General features: G+C 60.4%; 13 protein-coding genes. 4 read left to right on the top strand and 9 right to left on the bottom strand.

Features of this window, described 5'->3' with window-relative positions; all coding sequences use genetic code 11:
- Positions 1-14: 14 nt before the first annotated feature.
- From AC1DX3_RS20950 to AC1DX3_RS20920, 7 genes are all read right to left on the bottom strand, one after another.
- Positions 15-4,835: a hypothetical protein gene (locus AC1DX3_RS20950; protein WP_476991287.1), complete on the bottom strand. Its 4,821-nt coding sequence runs from the start codon at positions 4,833-4,835 to the stop codon at positions 15-17.
- Between the two features lie 96 nt (positions 4,836-4,931).
- Positions 4,932-11,189 carry a beta strand repeat-containing protein gene (locus AC1DX3_RS20945; RefSeq protein WP_476991286.1) on the bottom strand — a complete coding sequence of 2,086 codons (6,258 nt, stop codon included), beginning with the start codon at positions 11,187-11,189 and terminating at the stop codon, positions 4,932-4,934.
- Between the two features lie 154 nt (positions 11,190-11,343).
- Positions 11,344-12,537 (bottom strand): hypothetical protein, encoded by a 1,194-nt coding sequence (locus AC1DX3_RS20940; protein WP_476991285.1) that lies wholly within the window; start codon positions 12,535-12,537, stop codon positions 11,344-11,346.
- Between the two features lie 145 nt (positions 12,538-12,682).
- Positions 12,683-13,336, bottom strand: a complete 654-nt coding sequence (locus tag AC1DX3_RS20935) for a YoaK family protein (protein ID WP_476991284.1) — start codon at positions 13,334-13,336, stop codon at positions 12,683-12,685.
- Positions 13,333-14,178 carry a hypothetical protein gene (locus tag AC1DX3_RS20930; protein WP_476991283.1) on the bottom strand — a complete coding sequence of 282 codons (846 nt, stop codon included), beginning with the start codon at positions 14,176-14,178 and terminating at the stop codon, positions 13,333-13,335. Before AC1DX3_RS20930 ends, AC1DX3_RS20935 begins: the two co-directional genes overlap by 4 nt.
- The gene (locus AC1DX3_RS20925) at positions 14,175-14,924 is read right to left on the bottom strand and encodes a hypothetical protein (RefSeq protein WP_476991282.1); all 750 of its coding nucleotides are present in this window, start codon (positions 14,922-14,924) and stop codon (positions 14,175-14,177) included. Before AC1DX3_RS20925 ends, AC1DX3_RS20930 begins: the two co-directional genes overlap by 4 nt.
- Positions 14,925-15,133: 209 nt before the next feature.
- Complete coding sequence (locus AC1DX3_RS20920) at positions 15,134-15,589, bottom strand: MarR family winged helix-turn-helix transcriptional regulator (protein WP_476991281.1); 456 nt, start codon at positions 15,587-15,589, stop codon at positions 15,134-15,136.
- A gap of 222 nt (positions 15,590-15,811) precedes the next feature.
- Here AC1DX3_RS20920 and AC1DX3_RS20915 point away from each other — a divergent pair, with 222 nt between their 5' ends.
- Genes AC1DX3_RS20915 through AC1DX3_RS20900 form a run of 4 tightly spaced genes read left to right on the top strand, consistent with a single transcriptional unit; the run spans position 15,812 to position 18,855 of the window.
- Positions 15,812-16,393: a YqaA family protein gene (locus tag AC1DX3_RS20915; protein WP_476991280.1), complete on the top strand. Its 582-nt coding sequence runs from the start codon at positions 15,812-15,814 to the stop codon at positions 16,391-16,393.
- A gap of 21 nt (positions 16,394-16,414) precedes the next feature.
- Positions 16,415-16,975 (top strand): disulfide bond formation protein B, encoded by a 561-nt coding sequence (locus AC1DX3_RS20910; protein WP_476991279.1) that lies wholly within the window; start codon positions 16,415-16,417, stop codon positions 16,973-16,975.
- A gap of 15 nt (positions 16,976-16,990) precedes the next feature.
- A complete protein-coding gene (locus tag AC1DX3_RS20905) occupies positions 16,991-17,563 on the top strand; it encodes a demethoxyubiquinone hydroxylase family protein (protein WP_476991278.1) in 573 nt (190 codons plus the stop codon).
- Between the two features lie 17 nt (positions 17,564-17,580).
- Entirely contained in the window at positions 17,581-18,855 is a 1,275-nt protein-coding gene (locus tag AC1DX3_RS20900) for an NRAMP family divalent metal transporter (RefSeq protein ID WP_476991277.1), read from the top strand.
- A gap of 231 nt (positions 18,856-19,086) precedes the next feature.
- Here the strand turns inward: AC1DX3_RS20900 and AC1DX3_RS20895 are convergent, their stop codons facing one another.
- Positions 19,087-19,431 (bottom strand): hypothetical protein, encoded by a 345-nt coding sequence (locus AC1DX3_RS20895; RefSeq protein ID WP_476991276.1) that lies wholly within the window; start codon positions 19,429-19,431, stop codon positions 19,087-19,089.
- A 29-nt stretch (positions 19,432-19,460) separates the two neighbouring features.
- A complete protein-coding gene (locus AC1DX3_RS20890; RefSeq protein WP_476991275.1) occupies positions 19,461-20,021 on the bottom strand; it encodes an HNH endonuclease in 561 nt (186 codons plus the stop codon).
- Positions 20,022-20,155 lie beyond the last annotated feature (134 nt).

Below are 20,155 nucleotides of genomic sequence, written 5' to 3'. Positions count from 1 at the left end.
GGGTTGCGGGCCAGTTACCAGATAATGTGACTCTTCAAGCCCGCGTCGTTGGCGTAATAGTTGTTGATGTAAAGCTGGTTGCCACCGCCCAGGTCGATGAGCGCCATACTGTACCATTGCGTAATCGTGTGATGTTTAAGGTGATAGGCGCTGAGGTCGATCATGTCGCCCTCTGAGACGTTGAAATCGCCGATCTGGTCAAGGCCTGAGCCGAGGCCGAAGACAAAGGTATCGGCGCCGGCTCCCCCCTGCAGGCCATCGTTCCCGGCTCCACCGTTCAGAATATTATTACCGGCATTGCCGTACATGATATTGATCAGGTCATTGCCGGTGGCGTTGATATTGGCCGAACCGGTCAGGGTCAGGTTCTCGACATTGTTCCCGAGCGTGAAGCTGACGGCTGAGAAAACGCTGTCCTTGCCCTGATTGCTGTATTCGGTGACGGTATCGCCGAGATTGTCGACATAAAAACTGTCATCTCCCGTACCGCCGCGCATGGTGTCGGCGCCCTTGCCGCCATCGATGACATCGTTGCCGGCAGCGCCGCCCAGGGTGTTGTTGCCGACATTGCCTGTCAGGTGATTGTCGAGGGCATTGCCCGTGCCGAACCGGTCGCTGGAACCGGACAGGGTCAGGTTCTCGACATTCAGGCCCAGGGTGTAGGTGCCGTTGATCACGATGGTATCCACGCCTTGGCCGGTATATTCGGTGACTGTGTCGAGTTTGTTGTCGATATAGTAGCGGTCATCGCCGGCGCCGCCTTTCATGCTGTCCATGCCCTTGCCGCCGTCGAGCGTATCATTGCCCAAACCGCCGCCCAGGGTGTCATTGCCCTCGCCGCCGATCAGCTTGTTATTGCCGTCATTACCGATGAGGGTGTTGTTCAGGCTATTGCCGGTGCCGGAAATATTACCAGCGTCGAGCAGGGTCAGCTTCTCGACAAAGGCACCCAGGGTATAGGCCGTGGCACTGAAGACGACGTCGCTGCCGCCGCCGCTCTGTTCGATGACGATATCTGCCTTGTTATCGACGTAGTATTTGTCATTGCCATTGCCGCCGGACATGGAGTCGGTGCCGGCGCCGCCATCGAGGGTATCATTGCCGTCGCCGCCGTAAAGCGTGTCGTTGCCCCCCAGCCCGCTGATCATGTCATTGCCGCCCGCACCGGTTTCCGTTTCGGCTTTGTTGCTGCCGATAATGGCCGAAACACCGGGTGCGAAGATGAAATTGGCGGTCGTCAGGGTGGTGGCGTCGGTATCACGCAACACCAGGGAGTCGGTCGAAGTAAAGCGCAGCAGGGTATTGGCGCCGCGCTGTTCGACGACGAAGGCCGAATAGCCGTTATCGCCGCTGACGTCGATGCGGTCGCCGGCTGTGAAGTCGTTGATTCTATCGCGCCCACCGCCACGACCGATGACGAAGATATCGGCACCGCCACCGCCATCGAAAACGTCGTCGCCCGCACCACCGATCAGTGTGTCGTTGAAATGGCTGCCAATCAGGGCTTCGATGCCGACAAAGGTGTGGATACCGAAGCCCGCAACGGCCGTGGTGCCCGATATGGCGACCTTAACGCCCTTCGTCATCAGGGAGAAATCGACCGTATCGAACCCGCCGCCGCCGTCAAAGATTTCGCCTTTATCGCCGGCAAAAAGGTAGTCATTGCCGTCATTGCCATAAATCGTGCCGATCATGGTGCCGGTGCCGGCGTCGAACTGGTCCTTGCCCTGGCCTCCGTGGATATCACCCGTGATGCTGCCGTTATTGAGTATCCAATTGTCGAAACCGGTTTCATACTCGGAGTAGGACAACTGGATGTCGCCGATGATCGTGCCGGTATTGTTGAGCGTCAGGAGCGCTCCCGAGCCATTGCCGCGTTCCGAATTCACAGCGATTTCGGCGATGATCGTACCGCTATTGTCCACGACACCGCCGGCGCCGACATTGACACCTATGGCGTGGTAGGCCGAGCCGGGCTCGGCCGAAGCCATGATCAGACCCGAATTGGTGATATAGGGAATGGAAAAGTAGCCGTCGGAATTGATGGATATTCCAATGACATGATCCTTGCCTTCAACGATAATGGATCCGCTGTTAACCAGGATTTGAGGCGTGAACGCGGCGATGCCCAGGGCGGATCCGCCGGTGTTGAGCACCTCGATGCGGCCATTGTTGAGCATGCCTCCGAACAGGGCCTGAGCGTTGACGCCGTAAGCCCAGCCACCGGCGGCGCTGACCTTGATCAGGCCTTCATTGTCGATGTCCATGCGGCAGTTCATGGTTTCGACACCGGCGACCCGCTGGTTGAACGGATGCAGGCTGTCATCAAATGTGCCCTGGACCAGCACGACACCGGTGGCCTCGTTGATGAAAGACGCGCCGAAGTCACTGAAGGTCAGGCTTTCGTCCATGGAGACGGCGGCGGCGGCGCCGTGGCTCTGCATAGCGATGGTGCCGGCGTTGTAGAGTATGCCGCTCACCGCCTGGGTGCCAGCACTATGCGCCGTGGGGCGCCCGGCCACGACGAAACCGTATCTCTGATCGGAGAAGGTGTAGGTCTCGCCCGCGTGAACGGTGAAATCGCTATGGAAATAGATATTGGTGCCGTCGAGGACACGGGTGCCGGGATCGGCTGCCCATTGCGCCGAGGTGTCATCGCCCAGAACAATGTCCTGGGGCTTGAGCGTCGTCATGGCGACATTCATCAGGCGGATCGAACCGCCATCGGCAAAGGCCAGAAGGGTGTCGGCGCCGTCCTGCGACATTTGATAGGCCGTGATACCGCCAAGGCTCAGTACGTCACGGCCGGACTTGAAGTCGGTGACGATGTCCTGACCGTCGCCGCTATTGTAGATGAAGGTGTCGTTGCCGCCTTCGCCGGTCAGAACGTCCGCGCCCTTGCCGCCGATAATTAAATCGTTGCCGGCGCCACCGTACAGGGTATCGTTGCCTTTTTCGCCCTGGAGCCTGTCGGCCGCCGAGGATCCGAACACAATATCGTCGAAGGCGCTGCCGATGACGGCTTCGAAACCGGAGATCGTGCCCGTGCCGGCGGCGGTTTCCACCTCGCCGACGGCGAGGTCGACGGAGATGCCTGCCAGGGAAGAGCGATAGGACAGGGTATCGTAGCCGTCGCCGCCGTCGAGTATGTCCATGCCCGGACCGCCGTCGATCCAGTCGTCGCCGGCACCGCCGGAGATGACATCGTCGCCGCTGTCGCCGAAGAGATATTGCGAGCCGTCGCCGGCGTTCAGGGTATCATTGCCGAGGCCGCCGTGAACTGTGCCATTATCGTGAGTCCCCGCCGTGCCGTCGTAACTGTCGTCACCATCGGCGAGTTCGATATCGCCGGTAATAGTGCCGGTATTGACGACCGAATCGTTGTCCAGCCCCATATCGATCGTACCGGTGATATGGCCGGCATTGGTCAGGCTGTCGTCACCTTTTTTCAGGGTGATATCGCCGTCGATCATGCCGGTGGCCTGGTTATCGATATTTTCGGTGGATGCAATGGGGGCGCCAACATCCGCTCCACCGGACCGCCAATCATCACGGACCATGAACGCATCGTCGCCCGACCACGTGCCTGTATTCACGAACAGTTTGGTGTCGCGATAGTAATCGTTTTCGACTGAAACCCCTACGGTTCTGGTCGGCAAAGGCTCGTAGGTGAAGCTGGCGGCCAGGTCGTCCGACCAGGTCACGCCGACCAAGGCGACAGTCTGGTCGTCGTCGAAGCGGACATTGAGGACGCCGTCGACCAGGAAATGCGTTTTGACGGCCGTGGCGCCGCGCACATGGAGGGTGTCGACGCCGGGCTGGAAGTCGGTGATTGTCTTGGTGTAGACGCCGCCGGTAGCCGGGCTGATGATAAAACTGTCGGCGCCGCTGCCGCCGGCGAGGACATCGTATCCGGAATAGCCGCTGTCGATCGTGTCGTTGCCGGCGCCGCCGGACAACTGGTCGTCATCCCAGGTGCCGATCAGGACGTCGTCGCCGACGGTCCCGCCTGCCAGCCAGGTCTGGGCACGGATCTCGCCGGGTGTTGCCGAGCCGTCCGGAGAAAAGCCACCGAGATTGTGCGCGGTCAGGTCGCTGGCGTGAACATCCTGAAGGACGATGGCGTCCTGCCAGCCGCTGTCTGTCTTGATCTGGACCGTGGTCGAACCATTGGCGTAGCTGAGGCGGACCAAGGTGCCGAACGGGCTTTCGGAGCCGGTCCAGGCGGGCAATGCCGCCGCCATCCAGGCTTCCAGGTCGAGGGCGTCACCCTGGTCGCCGGTTTGGAAATCGGTGATGGTGATGAGGCCCGTTTGGGTGGCGGCCAGGCTGACCGTATCCTGGCCGGCCCCGAGGGTGAGCGTGACGGCGCCGGCGGCGTCGATGGTGAAGCGGTCGTTGCCCTCCCCGCCGTCGGCGATCGCCGATGAAGCGGCCGAGGCCAGTGCAATATGGAAGGTGTCGTAACCGGCACCGCCGTAGAGGCCGGCATGACCCGCACCGCTGTAAGCCACGCTTAGGGTATCGTCGCCGTCACCGCCTTCGAGCCGGTCGTTACCCCCGGCGCCGCCGTCGAGCTCGTCGGAGCCGCCATTGCCATACAGGTTATTATCGCCGGCATTGCCTGTCAGGACGTCGATAAAGTCCGTACCGATGACGTCATCGATGCCCGTCAAACTATCCGCGCCGGATCCGAAGGTCGGCTGCGCTGCCAGCACGTTCAGGTCGATTTGGACACCGGACGTGCCCTGGAGGGTATGGTAGTCGGCGACATCGCCCGCCGCCGAAGTGCCGGCAAGGCTGTCATTGCCGCTGGTTGCGATGAAGTTGGTCATGGTTCCCCCCCAGATTATGGGCATGGTCGGCAGATTAGTGTTGCGATGCGGCCGGTGCAACTGGCAATTGCCGTGCCACGGCGGTCGAAGGATCAGCTACCAGACGATATGGCTGAGGAAGGCTGCGTCAGTGGCGGAGGTATTGAGCACGGTGATGATGTTCCCGCCACCCAGGTCGATGGTGGTGTCGGCGCCGATCTGGGCAATCACGGCCGTCGATTGGGCGTGATAGGCCTGCAGGTCGATCGTGTCATTCTGGCCGGCGGCAAAATCGGTTATGGTGTCGGCACCGCTGTTCAGGCCGAACAGGAAGGTGTCGGCGCCCAGGCCGCCGGTCAGCATGTCGTGGCCGCGGCCGCCGTCGAGGATATTCTTGCCGCCATTGCCGATGAGGATATTGTCACGGGTATTGCCTGTGCCGTTGATGGCCGCAGTGCCGGCCAGGGTCAGGTTTTCGACATTGTTGCCAAGGGCGAAGCTGACCGAACTGAAAACAGAATCAGTACCCTGGCCGCTGTATTCCGTCACGGTGTCGCCGGTATTGTCGGCATAGAAGATATCGTTGCCGTTGCCGCCGCGCATGGTGTCGGCCCCCTTGCCGCCATCGATGACGTCATTGCCGTCGGCGCCGCCCAGTGTGTTGTTGCCGGCATTGCCTGTGATGTGATTATCGAGCGCATTGCCGGTGCCGAAACGAACGCCGGAGCCGGTGAGAATCAGGTTCTCGATGTTAAGCTCGAGGGTGTAGGTACCGTTGATCACGATCGTATCGTTACCTTGCAGGGAGAATTCCCTCACGGCGTCGGAGGTGCTGTCGAGGTAATAACGATCGTCCCCCTCGCCGCCCTTTAGGGTATCGGTGCCCTTGCCGCCGTCCAGGGTGTCATTGCCCAGGCCGCCGGCCAGGTTGTCGTTGCCCTCGCCGCCGATCAGCTTGTTATTGCCGTCATTGCCTATGATGGTGTTGTTCAGGGCATTGCCGGTGCCGGCTGTATTGCCGGTGCCGGTCAGGGTCAGCTTCTCGACCTCGGAACTCAACGCATAGGTCCGCGAACTGATGACGATATCGCTGCCGCCGCCGTGCAGTTCGGTGATGATATCGGCCGCGTTGTCGACATAATAGGTGTCGTTGCCGGCGCCACCGATCATGGTATCCGCGCCTGTCCCGCCATCGAGTATATTATTGCCGCTGTTGCCTTTCAGGTTATTTCTGGCGGCATTGCCGGTGCCGTTGACATTGGCTTCCCCGGTCAGGGCCAGGTTCTCGATATTGATGTCGACGAGGACGTAGGTGATCTCGGTCTGGATCGTATCACTGCCCCCGCCGGCATTTTCGACGATGACATCGCTGGTATCATGAAGAATGTAGGTGTCATTACCGGCACCGCCCTTCATCAGGTCGGAGCCGTCACCGCCGTCCAGCACGTTATTGCCGGAATTGCCGATCAGGATGTTGTCGAGATAATTTCCGGTGCCGGCAATATTGCCGGTGCCAATCAAGGTAAGGTTCTCGAGGCTGTTGTCGAGCGTATAGGCAATAGACGCGCGCACCGTGTCGATACCACCGTTGAGTCCATTTTGCGCCGTCTCATAGATAACGTCACCTGTCGAGTCGACGACAAAGGTGTCGTCGCCGACGCCGCCGTTCATCTGATCATCGCCGGCGCCCCCGTCGATCAGGTCGTTACCGGCAAGCCCGGTGAGATCGTCATTACCGTCACCACCAGACAACTGATTGTCCGCGTCGGTCGCGATCATGTGGTCGTCATAGTCACTGCCGATGATGTTTTCGACGCTCGAAACGAAGTCGAAGCTGTATGCGCTGCTATTCGACATATCGTATCTGATGGAAGATACGTTGTTGAAGAGCTGCGACAAACCATCGTAACGCACGCTGGCCGCCCACAGGCTGTAGTCGAGCGTGTCCGTGCCGGCGCCGCCATCGATATAGTTGAGGCCGGTCGTCACATAGATATAATCGTCGCCGGCGCCGCCATTTTCATAATTTACCACGCCGCCGCCGGTCAGCACGTCGTTGCCGCCACCGCCGTTGAGCGTATCGACATGGTTGTGGGTCGTCAGGATATCGTCACCGGAGGTTCCGGTCAGGGTGATATCGGCCGTATCGGACTTGAAGTGGAAATTACCTGCCGTCAGGGATGTGGCTTGGACGTTTTGGAGCCATACCCAATCGTTGTCGGAGAACATGACCTTTGTGTCGGCGCCGACCTGAACCAGTTGCTGCCACCCGGTAAAGCCCGCTGCGCTGACGTCGATCGTGTCATGCTGAGCGCCGGCGACCGTAAAGTCGGTGATGATGTCGTGCCCGTCGTACTTGCCGTAAACGAAGGTATCGCCGCCCCCGCCACCGGTCAGGGTGTCGTTACCCTTGCCGCCGGTCAGGACATTATGGCCGGCATCGCCGATCAACTTATCATTGAATTTACTACCAATAAGCGCTTCGACCTGCTTGAAGGTATGGGTACCGAAGCCGGAGATAACATTGCGTCCGGAGGTCGAGACTGTAACGCCCTTGGTCATCCGCGAAAAATCGACTGTATCGACTCCGGCGCCGCCATCAAAAACTTCACCGTTGGTGCCGGCATAGACGTAGTCGTTGCCGCCATCGCCATAAAAGGTACCAGTGAATTTCCCGGTCGACGCGTCGAACAGGTCGTCACTCCTGTTGCCATGAATATCGCCGGTAATCTGGCCGGTATTGGTAATCTTGTTATAGTAGTTCGTATCAGATATATTGTAGTCGTTTGTCTCAAGGACGATGTCGCCGGTAATGGCGCCGGTATTGTTCAGCCACAGCAGAGAGTATGCCTTGACCCCTATGTCGGCAAGGAGGGTGCCACTATTGTCGACAATACCGCCGGAACCAATGACAATGGCGGTCGAGCGATACCCTATGGCTTCAGCGTCCGGCGTTACGCTTGCCTGGATCAGACCGGTATTTATGATATGGGATAAACTCGCGGCGCCAAAAAAGTAGACACTAATACCCGTCGCACCGCCGCCGCCGATACCGATGCTGCTGCCGCTGCCACCTTCGACGACAATGCTGCCGCTATTGGTGATCGGCAAAGGATCGAAAGAGTCGATGCCGGTTGCGGCGGCGTTGGAACGGACCTCGATCCGCCCGCTATTGGTGATGGATCTCTCATTATAGGTGGAAAGGATGCCCCAGGCGCGGGCGTCGGTGGCAATGACCTTGATCAGCCCGCGATTGTCGACGAAATCGACAGGGGACTGGACGCCGCACACACGAAGGTACCACCAGCTGTTATCCGAAGACGCGACCCCTTTGCTTTCGACAAGGATGACACCGTCGGCTTCATTGAGAAGGCTGGCTTCCCGAACCGCCGCAACGCCGCCGGTATTGCTGATGTTGATCGTGCCGGAATTGTCGACGGTCATGGCCCAGTCGGATACAAAGCCATAGAGTTGATCGACCAGGTCATAGACTTCGCCGTGGCCGATGATGACGTCGTCACGGGAAAAGATGGGTGTTCCGCCGACGCGTGGGGTGCCGGGGTCGGCCGCCAGCTGGTGCGAGCTGTCGTCGCCGAAGACGATGTCCTTGCTGCTCAGCGACGACAGGACGACGTTTTGCAGGCGAACCATGCCCCCGTCGGCCAGGGTCACGACGGTATCGGCGCCGTCCTGCACCAGAGACGTCCAGGCCGTAAAGCCCCCGATCAGCAGTTGGTCCTGCCCTGCCTTGAAATCGGTGATGACGTCTTCGCCATCGAACGGATTGTAGACGAACGTATCCCGGCCGGCGCCACCGGTCAGGGTGTCCCCGCCCTTGCCGCCGACCAGGACATCATTGCCGCCACCGCCATTCAGCGTATCGGCGCCATCCTCGCCTTCGATATTTTCACTCCTGGTTCCGCCGGTTACGGTATCGGCGAATGCCGTTCCAAGCACCGCTTCAAAACCGGAAATATGGTCGGTGCCTTCCAGGTTGGAAGCCAGACCCGTCGTCAGATCAACGGACATGGCGGAAATCGCCGAACGAAACGACAGGATGTCGAAACCCGCACCGCCGTCGAGCGTATTATTGCCGATTCCGCCGTCGATCCAGTCGTCGCCGGCGCCACCGCTCAGGGTGTCATCCCCCTCTTCGCCGAATATGTACTGGCTGCCCACGCCCGCCAGAACGGAATCAGTGCCTTTTCCGCTATAGATCCGGGCATTATCGTTTACGCCCGCCTGGCTGTCATAGGAATCGTTGCCCATGCCGAGGTCGATATCGCCGACAATGGTGCCTGAATTGACAAGCGTGTCATTGCCTTCGTCCAGGCCGACAAAGCCGGTAATGTGGCCGGCATTGGTCAGGGTATCATCACCGACGTCGAGCCAGACAATGCCGTTCATGACGCCGGTGGCCTGGTTTTCGACGCTTTCACTGGACGGATTGGCCCCGGAAGGCGAGTAATAGGCCACCTCGTTGACGAGAAAGGCGTAACTGCCGCTCAAGGTGCCGGAATTGACGAATACGCCGCCGCCATCATAATTTCCGACCTCGACGGCGGCACTATTCCTGCTGCCGTGCGCGGAAATGGTACCGGAGTTGAAGAAGGTTTCGTGCGATTCCATGTAAACGCCGGTCGCCAGCTCACCATAGGCCGCGATGTCACCGGTATTGGTAAACTCTCCACCGCCCATCTCAACGGCGGTAACGATCAGTTTGCCATAGGCCGTGATCGAACCGTTATTGACGATACCCGTCGCGTCAAAGAAGCTGTCGGTCCGGATACCCCAGGCATTGCCGGTATCCGAGACGGAGGCAATCACACCATCATTAGTGATGCTGGCGCTACCGCCCTCCAGATAGTAGCCACTGGTCCTGGACAGGAAGCCATAGGTGTCGGTTGCCGAATGGGCCAAAATCTGGCCGCCGGCGAAGATATGGACGTGCGCCGCGTGTCCTTCGGGCGCAGGCAGGCGCTCTCCGATGCTGGCCACGGCAATGGCGCCGCCGTCCGTGCCGTCCGCGATAACAGTGCCTTTCACATCCAGCTGAGCGGCGCTGCCGCTGAGAAAGATGGTCGCGTCCTGATATCGGGCGTATTCGCCGACGGGGGGTGAATGATAGGCTTGTTGACCGGCGGCGACGGTAAACAGGTCTGTTGTGACGGTCGTGGTGGCGGTTGGGGCGCCAACGGGCGCGATGACCGGGATGGAAAAGCTGTCGGGCGCGACGAAAACAAGGCTGTCGAGCAGGCTGTCGGACCAGTCGATGCCCATGAGGTCCACGGTCTGGCCATTGTCGAACGTCAGGTGCAGATCCCGGCCGTAGTCGATATGAGATGCAAGCTTGCTCGCGTCATAAACGACGATCACATCAGTTCCGGCGACAAAATCGGTAATGAGTACGGTCGGGGTAGCTGTGTTGACGTCACGGAGGACACTGCGCTGAATGATAAATGTATCGGCGCCGGCGCCACCGGTCAGTTGATCGGTGCCGGCTATACCTGCGTCCAGCACGTCGTCACCCGCACCGCCCGTCAGGACATCACTGCCGCGGGAACCCTGCAGGTAGACACCGGCCCCGCCGGATCCGTCCGGTGAAATTCCAGCGAAATTTTGTTCGGTCAGATCGCTGGCGTGCACGCCCTGCAGAACAATGGCGTCATGCCACGCGCCGCCGGTATAGACCTGGATCGTGGTCGAGCCGTCGACATAGGCGAGTTTGACCAGGGTGGCGAACGGATTTTGCGATCCGTCCCAACCTGGCAACACGGCCGACAGATAGGCGTGAAGATCGATGACGTCGCCCGGATCGCCGGCCTGGAAGTCGGTGATGGTGACAAGACCTGTCTGAGTGGCGGCCAGGGCGACCGTGTCGCGCCCGGCGCCAAGGCTGAGCGTAACTGCACCCATGGCATCGATGTTGAAACGATCATTACCGTCGCCGCCCGAGGCGGTGACGGACGGATCGGCGGCGGAAAGGGCGATATTGAACGTGTCGAAACCGGCACCACCGAACAGGTCGGCATGGCCGGCCGCGGCGTAATTAACGTTGAGGGTATCGTCGCCGTCGCCGCCCTCGAGGCGGTCATTACCACCGGAGCCCGCGTCGAGGCGGTCGGAACCATCGTTGCCGTAGAGCCTGTTGTCGCCAGCATTGCCGGTCAGATAGTCGATAAAATCGGTCCCGAGCACGTCGTCGATGCCGGTGAGCGTATCCGTTCCTGATCCGGAGGTTTGTTGCGGGGTGGTCAGGCTCAGGTCGATTTTGACGCCGGTCGTGCCTTGATGGGGGCGATAGTCGGCGACATCTTCCGATGCCGAGGTTCCGGCAAACGTGTCGTTGCCGCGCGTTGCGATAAAGTTCGTCATGATTCCCCCCAGAATATAAGCCAGTATACTGGCCAGCCCGCCGGTATGTGCACTGCGGAGTAGAATAAGGCCAGGATGCGACGGGCGCAACCTGGAATTACCGCGTTATTGCGCCGATAGGCGTACCGAGGCGCCATCGGAACGTGCGTTGGCGTTACAGGCCGGAGGGTGTCGCCAGGGCCTTGGCGTAGAGCTTGCCGCCATTGCCCTGAATGACGCAGACGGGTTGCTCGTTCCTGGCCAGGCAGGTGGGTGTCGAACCGGCGATAACGAAGCCGCCCTCGTTTTTCCAGCCGCCGGTAAAGCCTGCCGAATAATCGTAGAGAGTCCGCGCCAGCGTTCCCTTGTTCGTGCGCATGACGATCGCTATGCGACCCGACTTCAATCGCACCAGGGCCGGTTTGCCGGAAAGGCCGTCGGGCATCACGTCCGAAACCGCCGACAGCCAGGTTATGGGGTCGCCCGGCGCTCCGAACTCAACGATATGAACGCGGTTGTCATCGGTTGCGACAGCGCAGACCGAATAGGTCGGGCTGATGGTCAGGCAGCCAGGCGGCGCGGGGACGGCGTCCGGCTTCTTCGTCCAATCCACCCAATCCTTGGTGCGATTGCCGCCGAAGCCTTTGGACTGGTAGGCGACGGTTTCCTGATAAAGCCCTGTCTTTCCGTCCCAGACGACGACGCCGTATTGGGTCAAATACACCCCAGGCCCGACGTAGGCCTCTATGGGGCCGGCAATAATCGTGGGGGCGGCGCCGCCGTTTTCGCCATCAAGATCATCCCAAAGGCCGTTTTGCATGCCATCCACACCCCAATAGGTCAGCGAGACCATGGCATTGCCTGTTGCGCCCAGGAAGCCGCAACGCGAGACGCCCGACTTGATAAAGTCGCCTTTATCGTAGTCCTTTGTGGGAACATAGACGCAGCTGGGCTCGGAGGTCGCGCCATTGTTCAACAGCGTCCACGCGCCGGAATCAATCACTGCGAGCTGACCGGGATCAAAGGGTGCGATATAGATGCCGTTATCGCCGCCGCGGGTAATAATATATGATCCGTTGTCGGTCTCGACCATCGAAGCGCCGCCCTTGGACGCGCCATTGGTAATCGGCATCCATCCCGTCATGTCGCCGCTGAAGAAGCCGCCCTTGTAGTAGACCAGCGGTTTTTTAACCAAGACCAGCGGCGGCATCTGCCAGGGTTTCACGGCGCGCACCTTGACGACGGGCTTTTGGGCCGCCCGGGCGCCCGCGGTTTGCGGCCTGCTGTTTTCGAATGCCGCCGCCGGTTGGGCAGCCAGAACGAACAGGCCCATGGTCAAGGCCATGGCGGCACATTTCAGAGGCTTCATGATATCGTCTCCCCGGGTCCGGCAGGCAGGCAAGGCGCGCGCGGCGGACAGGGTCGATATTAGGGCAAAACGGCGTTATCACAAGTGGATTTGGCCACAGGTGTCATGGCACCGGAGACCAGCCCCATATCTAGCCTTCCAGACTTTACGACGGCAGATCGGAGTGCGCCAGACGGGCGAAGACCGTCAGAGCCAGGGCCCAGGCGCCGACGAGCCACAGGCTGTGCAAACCCATGGCATGATAAAGCAAGGCGCCGACAATGCCGCCGACGATCAGGCCCAGCCACAGAACGAGATACGGCATCCAGGCGAACGGCGCGCCGCCGCCGACCACGGCCAGGGCAAGGCGCTGGCCGATCTTGACCAGGGTGCCGGTCATATAGGTCAGGCCGATGACTACGTCGCCGTCGCGCTGGAAAGAGGCGTTTTCGGCCCCCATGGCCAGGGTCAGCAGGCCCATGGCGGTCAGCGGCCGGCCCAGGGCCGATGCACCGGCTGCGGCGGTCAGCAAAAGTGTTACGAGGCTGAGGACGAAGGTGACGCGCAACTTCGGCGGGGCGAAGTGGCCCACCAGCGTGCCCACCACGGTGCCGGTGACGAACAGGGCCAGCAGACCACCCAGTTGCAGCATGCGCGCGCCTTCGCCCGTCATGACGGCAACGGCGAATTGGGTAGAATTGCCGCTCATGAAGGAGACAAAATAGCCGCCCAATTGCAGGAAGCCGATGGCATCGACGCAACCGGCCATGGCCGACAGGCAGACCGCCAGGCCGATGGCGCGACGGCCCAGCGTGTTCACGCCAGCATGTTGCGCTTGTGGGCCGGCAGCGGCTTCTTGCCGCCCGTGGGGGCGGGCGCCGGCGGTGGTGGTGGTGGCGTTTCGGGCGGCGGAGGTTCCGTCGCCGCGGGCGCGGGCGCGATGACCGGGGCGGAGCCAGCCTTGTCGGCGTCGTTCAGGGCCCCGGCGACAATGGCCTCGACCTTGGACTTTTTCTCAGGTGCGCGCTGCTGCCACGGCCACAAGTCCGCTGAGTCTTTTGCCTCACGCGGCGGACGGGTCGACAGCTCGATCTGGGCGGCCTCGATCAGTTGCTTGACCTCGGCCTCGTTGGCCCAGAAGACGCTCAGGTCCTGGAGGGCGTTCCATACGCCGACGAGATGGGCCTCGGTCGGCAGCGCGACCTTGACCTTGGCCACGGGCGGCGTGACGACGGGCTTGGGCTTGTCGCCCTTGATCGATTTGCGGATCTCCTCGACCATCTTGCCCGGCTTTGCGTCGAGCGCCAGGACGAAGCCGAGGCGCGATTCCAGCATGTCGGCGACTTCGCGGCCGCGTTCCAGAATCATCCCGCCGGACGACTTCAAGGCCTTGTCGAGCAGGTATTTGACGCTTTTATAGATGTAGTCGGCCGACGCCTTGCGGCTGTCCAACAGGCCGCGGCGGGCGCGTTGCCGGCCGATATACCAGGCGGCAGCCATCAGGATGCCGAGGACCACGCCCATGACGACGAGGCCGCCCAGGACATAGGGGTCGAACAGGCCGAGGCCGTGGCCATGGTCGTAATAGCCTTCGGGCGGACCGCCGAAGTTTTCGTCGAAATCCTGTTGTTGCAGCAGGGTTATGGCGCGGAAAAAAGTCATGATGGTTTGCGCCCCGTCCGTTGCGGCATGTCAGGCGGCGGTGGCGGTTCCCAGAACGGCGAATCGAGCAGCTGCTGCTGGGCCGCGGTGAAGGCCGTGGTGACGGCGGTACGGTTTTTCCAGTAGTTGAACAGCTTGTGGATCGCTTTCCAGATGGCTTCGCTCTGTTCGAAGGGCGACATTTTTTCCTTAGCCGGCGGGGCATCGGCGGGCGTGGGCGCGGCCGAGGCATAAGGGCCTGGCATGGCCGCCGCGGGATCGGCGGCGCCGGGCAAGACGGGTTGGCCATTATTGACAGCGATGTTGATGACGGTGCCGCCGGCCATGACATTGCCGCCATTCATCATACCGCCGGGCTTGGCATCCTCTTCCTTGACGCCGTCCAGGGCCTTGTACAAGGGCGCCATGGCGTCGTTGAGCTTCTTGCTGAGGGCCAGGCTGGCGGCGAAATTGGCGTCGATGACGGCAAGGGCGTTTTCGGCTTTTTGCATCTGGTCGTCGCGCGCGCCGGCAGAGGCGATCTTCAGCGCCTTGTCGACCTTGGCGACGCGTTCCTTGATGGCGTCCTCGCGCTCCAACCGTGAATATTGGGCATAGGCGCGGCGGAACGCCATGATGATGGCGGCGGCGAACAGCAGCAGCAACAGGAGGCCGAGCCCCCAGGCGAGGAAGTGAAAGTGATACACCGGATCGCTGGGGAAATCGGAAGGAAGTCCGTGTCCGTCGTTCTGATAATCCAACTGCAAGCCCCCTTCCTCCCCCGTGAAGACATCCGTTACACCACGTGCAACAGCTAACCATAAAGGTTAACAGATTGCCAGAGACTGCGCCATCCCGCACACCGTTTTTTGGGAATTGTGTGGCGGGAAGGTCTATGGTGGGGACCTGGAAAGTGACCCCTCCGTCGCCGACAAGCGGCGCCACCTCCCCATTTGGGAGATGGGGAGGAGAGTTTTTAGGTGTTGTTTTGGGCCTGGAGGGCGGCGTCTTCGACGCGGCGCAGCAACTTCTTGAAGGTGTCCACCTCGTCGGTAGTGAAGCCGGCCAGCATGACCTTTTCATATTCGATAGCTGCCGGCGCGACGTCGGCGAACAGGCGCTCGCCTTCCGCGGTCAGAATCAGGTGGTGCGAGCGGCCGTCGTGTTCGTGCGGCGCGCGGGTGATCAGGCGACGCTTGGCGAGGGCCTGGGCGGCGCGCGAAATCGTCACCTTGTCCATGCCGGCGCGCTTGACCAGGGCCTGCTGGGTCGACGGGCCGTCCTCACGCAGAATCGTAATCAAACGCCATTCCGGAATTTTCAGGCCATACAGGCTGTCATAGGCCGTCGCGATCAGTCCGCTGACGGCGTTCGACGCCACAGCCAGCCGATACGGCATATATTCGTCCAGGGTCAGCGAATTATGAGGCATTGAACACGATTCCTTCGTAGGGAGGCTACAAGATGCACGGCTTTCCGCCAATGACAAATCAGTAATAGTTAAGACATTGACTATCTGAACTAACTTGGCATACGAAACTCTACGTAGGGGCGGAAGAATCGGCTTTTTTTATTGCACCGCAAGGTGGCAGGCGACAAGCTGGCGCGAGCCTGTTACACGGGTTTTGAACCTCACCTGGAAAAGTCGTCAAACGTGCTGCGTAAACTCTATAATTCACTCATCAAACTGGCCGCCGGCCGCCATGCCGAGGCGGCGTTGGCGGCCGTATCTTTCGCCGAAGCCTCCTTCTTTCCGCTGCCGCCGGACATCATGCTGATTCCGATGGTTTTGGCGCGCCCCGAACGAGCCTGGCGCACGGCGGCGATCTGTTCGCTGGCCTCGGTGGTCGGCGGATTTCTCGGTTATGCCATCGGCTATTATTTTCAGCCCCTGGGGCATTGGATCCTCACTCTGTTCGGTCACCCGAACGGCCTGGAGGAATTTCGCGCCTTTTTCGCCAAGTGGGGCGTCGCCGTCATTTTCATCAAGGGATTGACGCCGATTCCGTACAAGCTGGTGACCATCGCCGCCGGCCTGGCGCAGTTTTCGCTGTTGTGGTTCTTCGTGGCTTCGGCGGTGACACGGTCCTTGCGCTTCTTCGTCGTGGCCGGACTGGTCAAGCACTTCGGGCCGGAGATCACCGAAATGATGGAAAAGCGCTTCTATCTTGTCTCCTCTATTGTTGTCGGTGTAGTCGTGGTAGGCTTCGTAGCCGCCAAGCTGTTGCTGAAATAAGACAAAGAAACTTCTCCATCGATGACGACGCATAAACCGCACAAATTGGGCCTGAAGCTGCAACTGGCGTTCAGCCGCTGGTGGAGCATCACCGCCCTGGTCATGGCCCTCGCCATGTTGGGGACGGCGTGGTCGTTCCAATTGTTCGGCCACCTCAACCCGTGCCATCTGTGCCTGAAACAGCGCGACGTCTACTGGATCGCCGTCGGCGTCTCCCTGGTCGCCAGCGTGTGGGCCATCTTTACCGGCGCCAAGGGCCCGCCGCGGGTGTTTTCCTTCGTCCTGTTCGCCATCTTCGGCACCGGCGCCGCCATCGCTCTGTTTCACGCCGGCGTCGAGCTGAAATGGTGGCCGGGGCCGGAAAGCTGCACGGCATCGGGCGGCGAGATCAGTATCGACCAGATGGTCGCCTTTTTGAACGGTGCGACAACCAGCGCGCCCCAGTGCGACATCGCGGCATGGCGCATGTGGGGGATAAGTATGGCAGGATATAATGCCATCGCTTCCGGCATTCTCGCCCTGCTCAGCCTGATCGCTTCCCTGCGCTTCCGTCCGAAGCGCAAGATCAGGAAAGAGCCGTAATTTAAGGTTTCTGTCATGACCGCCCAGACCTCGACAGCCAAGACACCTCCCCGCCCCGGCTATGGCGAATCGCGCACCCGGCTCGAGGAAATCCTGCGCGTCGACCACGCCGGCGAGCTGGCGGCCGTGCATATCTATCGCGGCCAGAACGCGGTCTTTGCCGGTACGAAACACGGCGGTTTGGCCGACCAGTTCAAATCCATGGAAGGCGAAGAGCAGACGCATCTCGATGCCTTCGAGACCCTGTTGCGCGACAATCAGGTCCGCCCGACCGTGATGACGCCGGTATGGCGGCTGGCGGCTTTGGGCCTGGGCGTGTCGACGGCGCTTTTGGGGGAAAAGGCGGCCCATGCTTGCACCGAAGCGGTCGAAAGCGTTATCGAAGAGCACTATGCCGAACAGATCGCCGAGGTCCAGGCGTCGGATCCTGAACTGGCGGCGCGGCTGACCCAGTTCCGCGACGATGAAATCGGCCACCATGACCGCGCTGTCGATCACGGTGCGCGCGAGGCGCCGGCCTATCCGTTCTTGTCGGCGATCATCAAGACGGGCTGCCGGCTGGCCATCAGGATCAGCGAAAAAATCTAATATTTCCAGGGGCTGCCATGAGCGACGACAAAGCGGATGGCGACAAGCCCAAGGGCCTGAAAGCCCTGTGGAAACTGCTGGGGCCCGGCCTGATCACCGGCGCCAGCGACGACGATCCGTCCGGCATCGCCACCTATAGCCAGGCCGGCGCGCAATATGGCCTGACAACCCTGTGGACGGCGCTGATCACCTTCCCGCTGATGGCCGCGGTCCAGGAAATGTGCGCCCGCATCGGTGTGGTGACCGCCCAGGGCCTGACCGGCATTCTCAAGACCAGCTATCCGCGTCCCGTCCTGTGGCTGATGGTGCTGTTCAGCTTTCCGGCGATCGTGCTGAATATCGGCGCCGATATCGCCGGCATGGGGGCGGTGTCGAACCTGATCTTTCCACAGATGCCGGCGATCGGTTTCAGCGTCCTGTTCACCGCCTTGCTCCTACTGGCCATCATCTGGCTGCCCTACAGCAAGTTCGCCGCCGTGTTGAAATGGCTGTGCGCTGTCCTGCTCGTCTATCTGGTCGTGCCGTTCCTGGCCAAGACCGACTGGATGAGCGTGCTGAAACATACGGTTATCCCGACGATCGAGCTCAATAAGGACTATATCAATGTCCTTGTCGCCATTTTGGGCACAACGATTTCGCCCTACCTGTTCTTCTGGCAGACGACCATGGAGGTCGAAAACGTCAAGCATGGCAAGGGCGTCCTGATCGACAAGCGCTATATCGACGATGTCGGCTTCGACGTCGATATGGGCATGCTGTTTTCCAATATCGTCATGTTCTTCATTATCCTGACGACCGGCACGGTGCTGTTTAACGCCGGCGTCCATCAGATCGACACCGTCGCCGAAGCCGCCCAGGCGCTGAAGCCGCTGGCCGGCGACGCGGCCTATTATTTGTTTGCCATCGGCATTATCGGCACGGGTTTCCTGGCTATTCCGGTGCTGAGCGGGTCCTTGTCCTATATCCTGTGTGAGGCTTTCGGCTGGCAGGAGGGGCTGGACAAAAAGCTCCACGAGGCGCCGGCATTTTATGCGGTGATCGTGGTGTCGCTTCTGGTGGGGCTGGGCATCAACTATGTCGGCATTTCGCCGATCCAGGCGCTCATCTATTCGGCCATTTTGTACGGCCTGACGTCGCCGGTGATTATCGCCATCGTGCTGCATATTTCGAACAACAAGAAGGTGATGGGAAAGTTCACCAACGGCTTCTGGTCGAACCTGCTGGGCGGGTTAGCGTTCGTACTGATGACGGTAGCGGCCGGGTTTTTGCTGTATTATCAGTTTGTTGGATGATCGGCATGGCGGTTGCGGCCGAGAGGTGAAGGTTTTTATCCGCAGATTTACGCAGATTTCTGCGGCGCTACCGCGCCTTTTCCGGGCTTGACCGGCCGGAATAGGCAACTGACGGAATAATGCGCTTCGCGCGAAGCGCCTTCGATAGGGTCGTTAGCCGCGCCGTCGACCATACAAAGAAGAGGCGCGGTAGCGCCGCAGAAAATCTGCGTAAATCTGCGGATAAAAACCTTAGCGGCCGTCGAAATCGTGGCTGGTGCGCATGTGTTCGAGGATGGTTTCGCGGACCTCGTCGTCGATATGGCCGAGGTCGAGGCAGGCATTGCCGTTTTCCAGCACGCGGACGCGCACCTTTTCGCCCATGAACATGAAGGTCGGGACTTTCGGGCCGAACAGGCGCTCGCGTTTCATCTCGACGTGAACGCCGAGGCAGATGCCGAGGGCCTGTTGCAGGGGTTCGAGCGGCAGGCGTGTCTTGCCAGCGCCACGCGGAAAATGGACGACGCCGAACGATCGCTTGTCGGTTTCGAAGCGCACAGGCGCGAATGCGGACAGTCCGGACCTTCTGGACGACATATTCTATGCCAAACCCTAGCTGCTTACCCCTACGCTTCCAGAAGCGTATCCCAATACAGGTAGTCTATCCAACTTTCGTGAAGATAGTTAGGGGGAAAACGCCGGCCGAGCTCCTGCAACTGATACATTGTCGGGCGGTGTGGATTTTTTGTCGGCATCATACGCGCCTGCTGGGGAGTTTTTCCCCCTTTGCGCAAGTTACACGGCGCGCAGGCGGTCAGAATGTTCTGCCAGGTGCTCTTGCCGCCCTGGCTGACCGGCACGACGTGATCGAAGGTCAGGTCCTGCGGGCTACCGCAGTACTGGCACGAGAAGCGGTCACGCAGGAACACATTGTAGCGCGTGAAGGCCGGCGGCCGGTTTTGGTCGATATAGGTTTTCAGCGACACGACGCTGGGCAGCAGCATCTTCATCGACGGCGAATGGATTTCGATGTCGTAGGTCGAGACCACATCGACGCGGCCTTCGAAGACGGCCTTGACGACTTCCTGCCACGGCTTGGTCGACAAGGGGTAATAGGACAACGGGCGGAAATCGGCGTTCAACACCAGCGCGCGCCAGTCGGACGGGGGACTTTTCAAAACCTGCATGCCGGCCTCCGGCATTTCGGTTGATACGGTATTCGACACTGTTTGAAGACGAGTCTCCTTATCCAGATAGCCACCTGTGGATAGATTGACTCCGATTCCACCAAAAAGGAACGTCAATTTTTCATGACGGTCGT

Source organism: Asticcacaulis sp. P2_B1, from assembly GCF_056404915.1.
This window is presented reverse-complemented; position numbering and strand designations above follow the sequence as displayed.

What these genes read in the sequence shown, in the direction of transcription:
- AC1DX3_RS20895 (WP_476991276.1), bottom strand. Translation starts at nt 19,431, where the DNA reads ATGTCGTCCAGAAGGTCCGGACTGTCCGCATTCGCGCCTGTGCGCTTC.
- AC1DX3_RS20940 (WP_476991285.1), bottom strand. Translation starts at nt 12,537, where the DNA reads ATGAAGCCTCTGAAATGTGCCGCCATGGCCTTGACCATGGGCCTGTTC.
- AC1DX3_RS20950 (WP_476991287.1), bottom strand. Translation starts at nt 4,835, where the DNA reads ATGACCAACTTCATCGCAACCAGCGGCAATGACAGCCTTGCCGGCACT.
- AC1DX3_RS20905 (WP_476991278.1), top strand. Translation starts at nt 16,991, where the DNA reads ATGACCGCCCAGACCTCGACAGCCAAGACACCTCCCCGCCCCGGCTAT.
- AC1DX3_RS20945 (WP_476991286.1), bottom strand. Translation starts at nt 11,189, where the DNA reads ATGACGAACTTTATCGCAACGCGCGGCAACGACACGTTTGCCGGAACC.
- AC1DX3_RS20890 (WP_476991275.1), bottom strand. Translation starts at nt 20,021, where the DNA reads ATGCAGGTTTTGAAAAGTCCCCCGTCCGACTGGCGCGCGCTGGTGTTG.
- AC1DX3_RS20930 (WP_476991283.1), bottom strand. Translation starts at nt 14,178, where the DNA reads ATGACTTTTTTCCGCGCCATAACCCTGCTGCAACAACAGGATTTCGAC.
- AC1DX3_RS20900 (WP_476991277.1), top strand. Translation starts at nt 17,581, where the DNA reads ATGAGCGACGACAAAGCGGATGGCGACAAGCCCAAGGGCCTGAAAGCC.
- AC1DX3_RS20920 (WP_476991281.1), bottom strand. Translation starts at nt 15,589, where the DNA reads ATGCCTCATAATTCGCTGACCCTGGACGAATATATGCCGTATCGGCTG.
- AC1DX3_RS20910 (WP_476991279.1), top strand. Translation starts at nt 16,415, where the DNA reads ATGACGACGCATAAACCGCACAAATTGGGCCTGAAGCTGCAACTGGCG.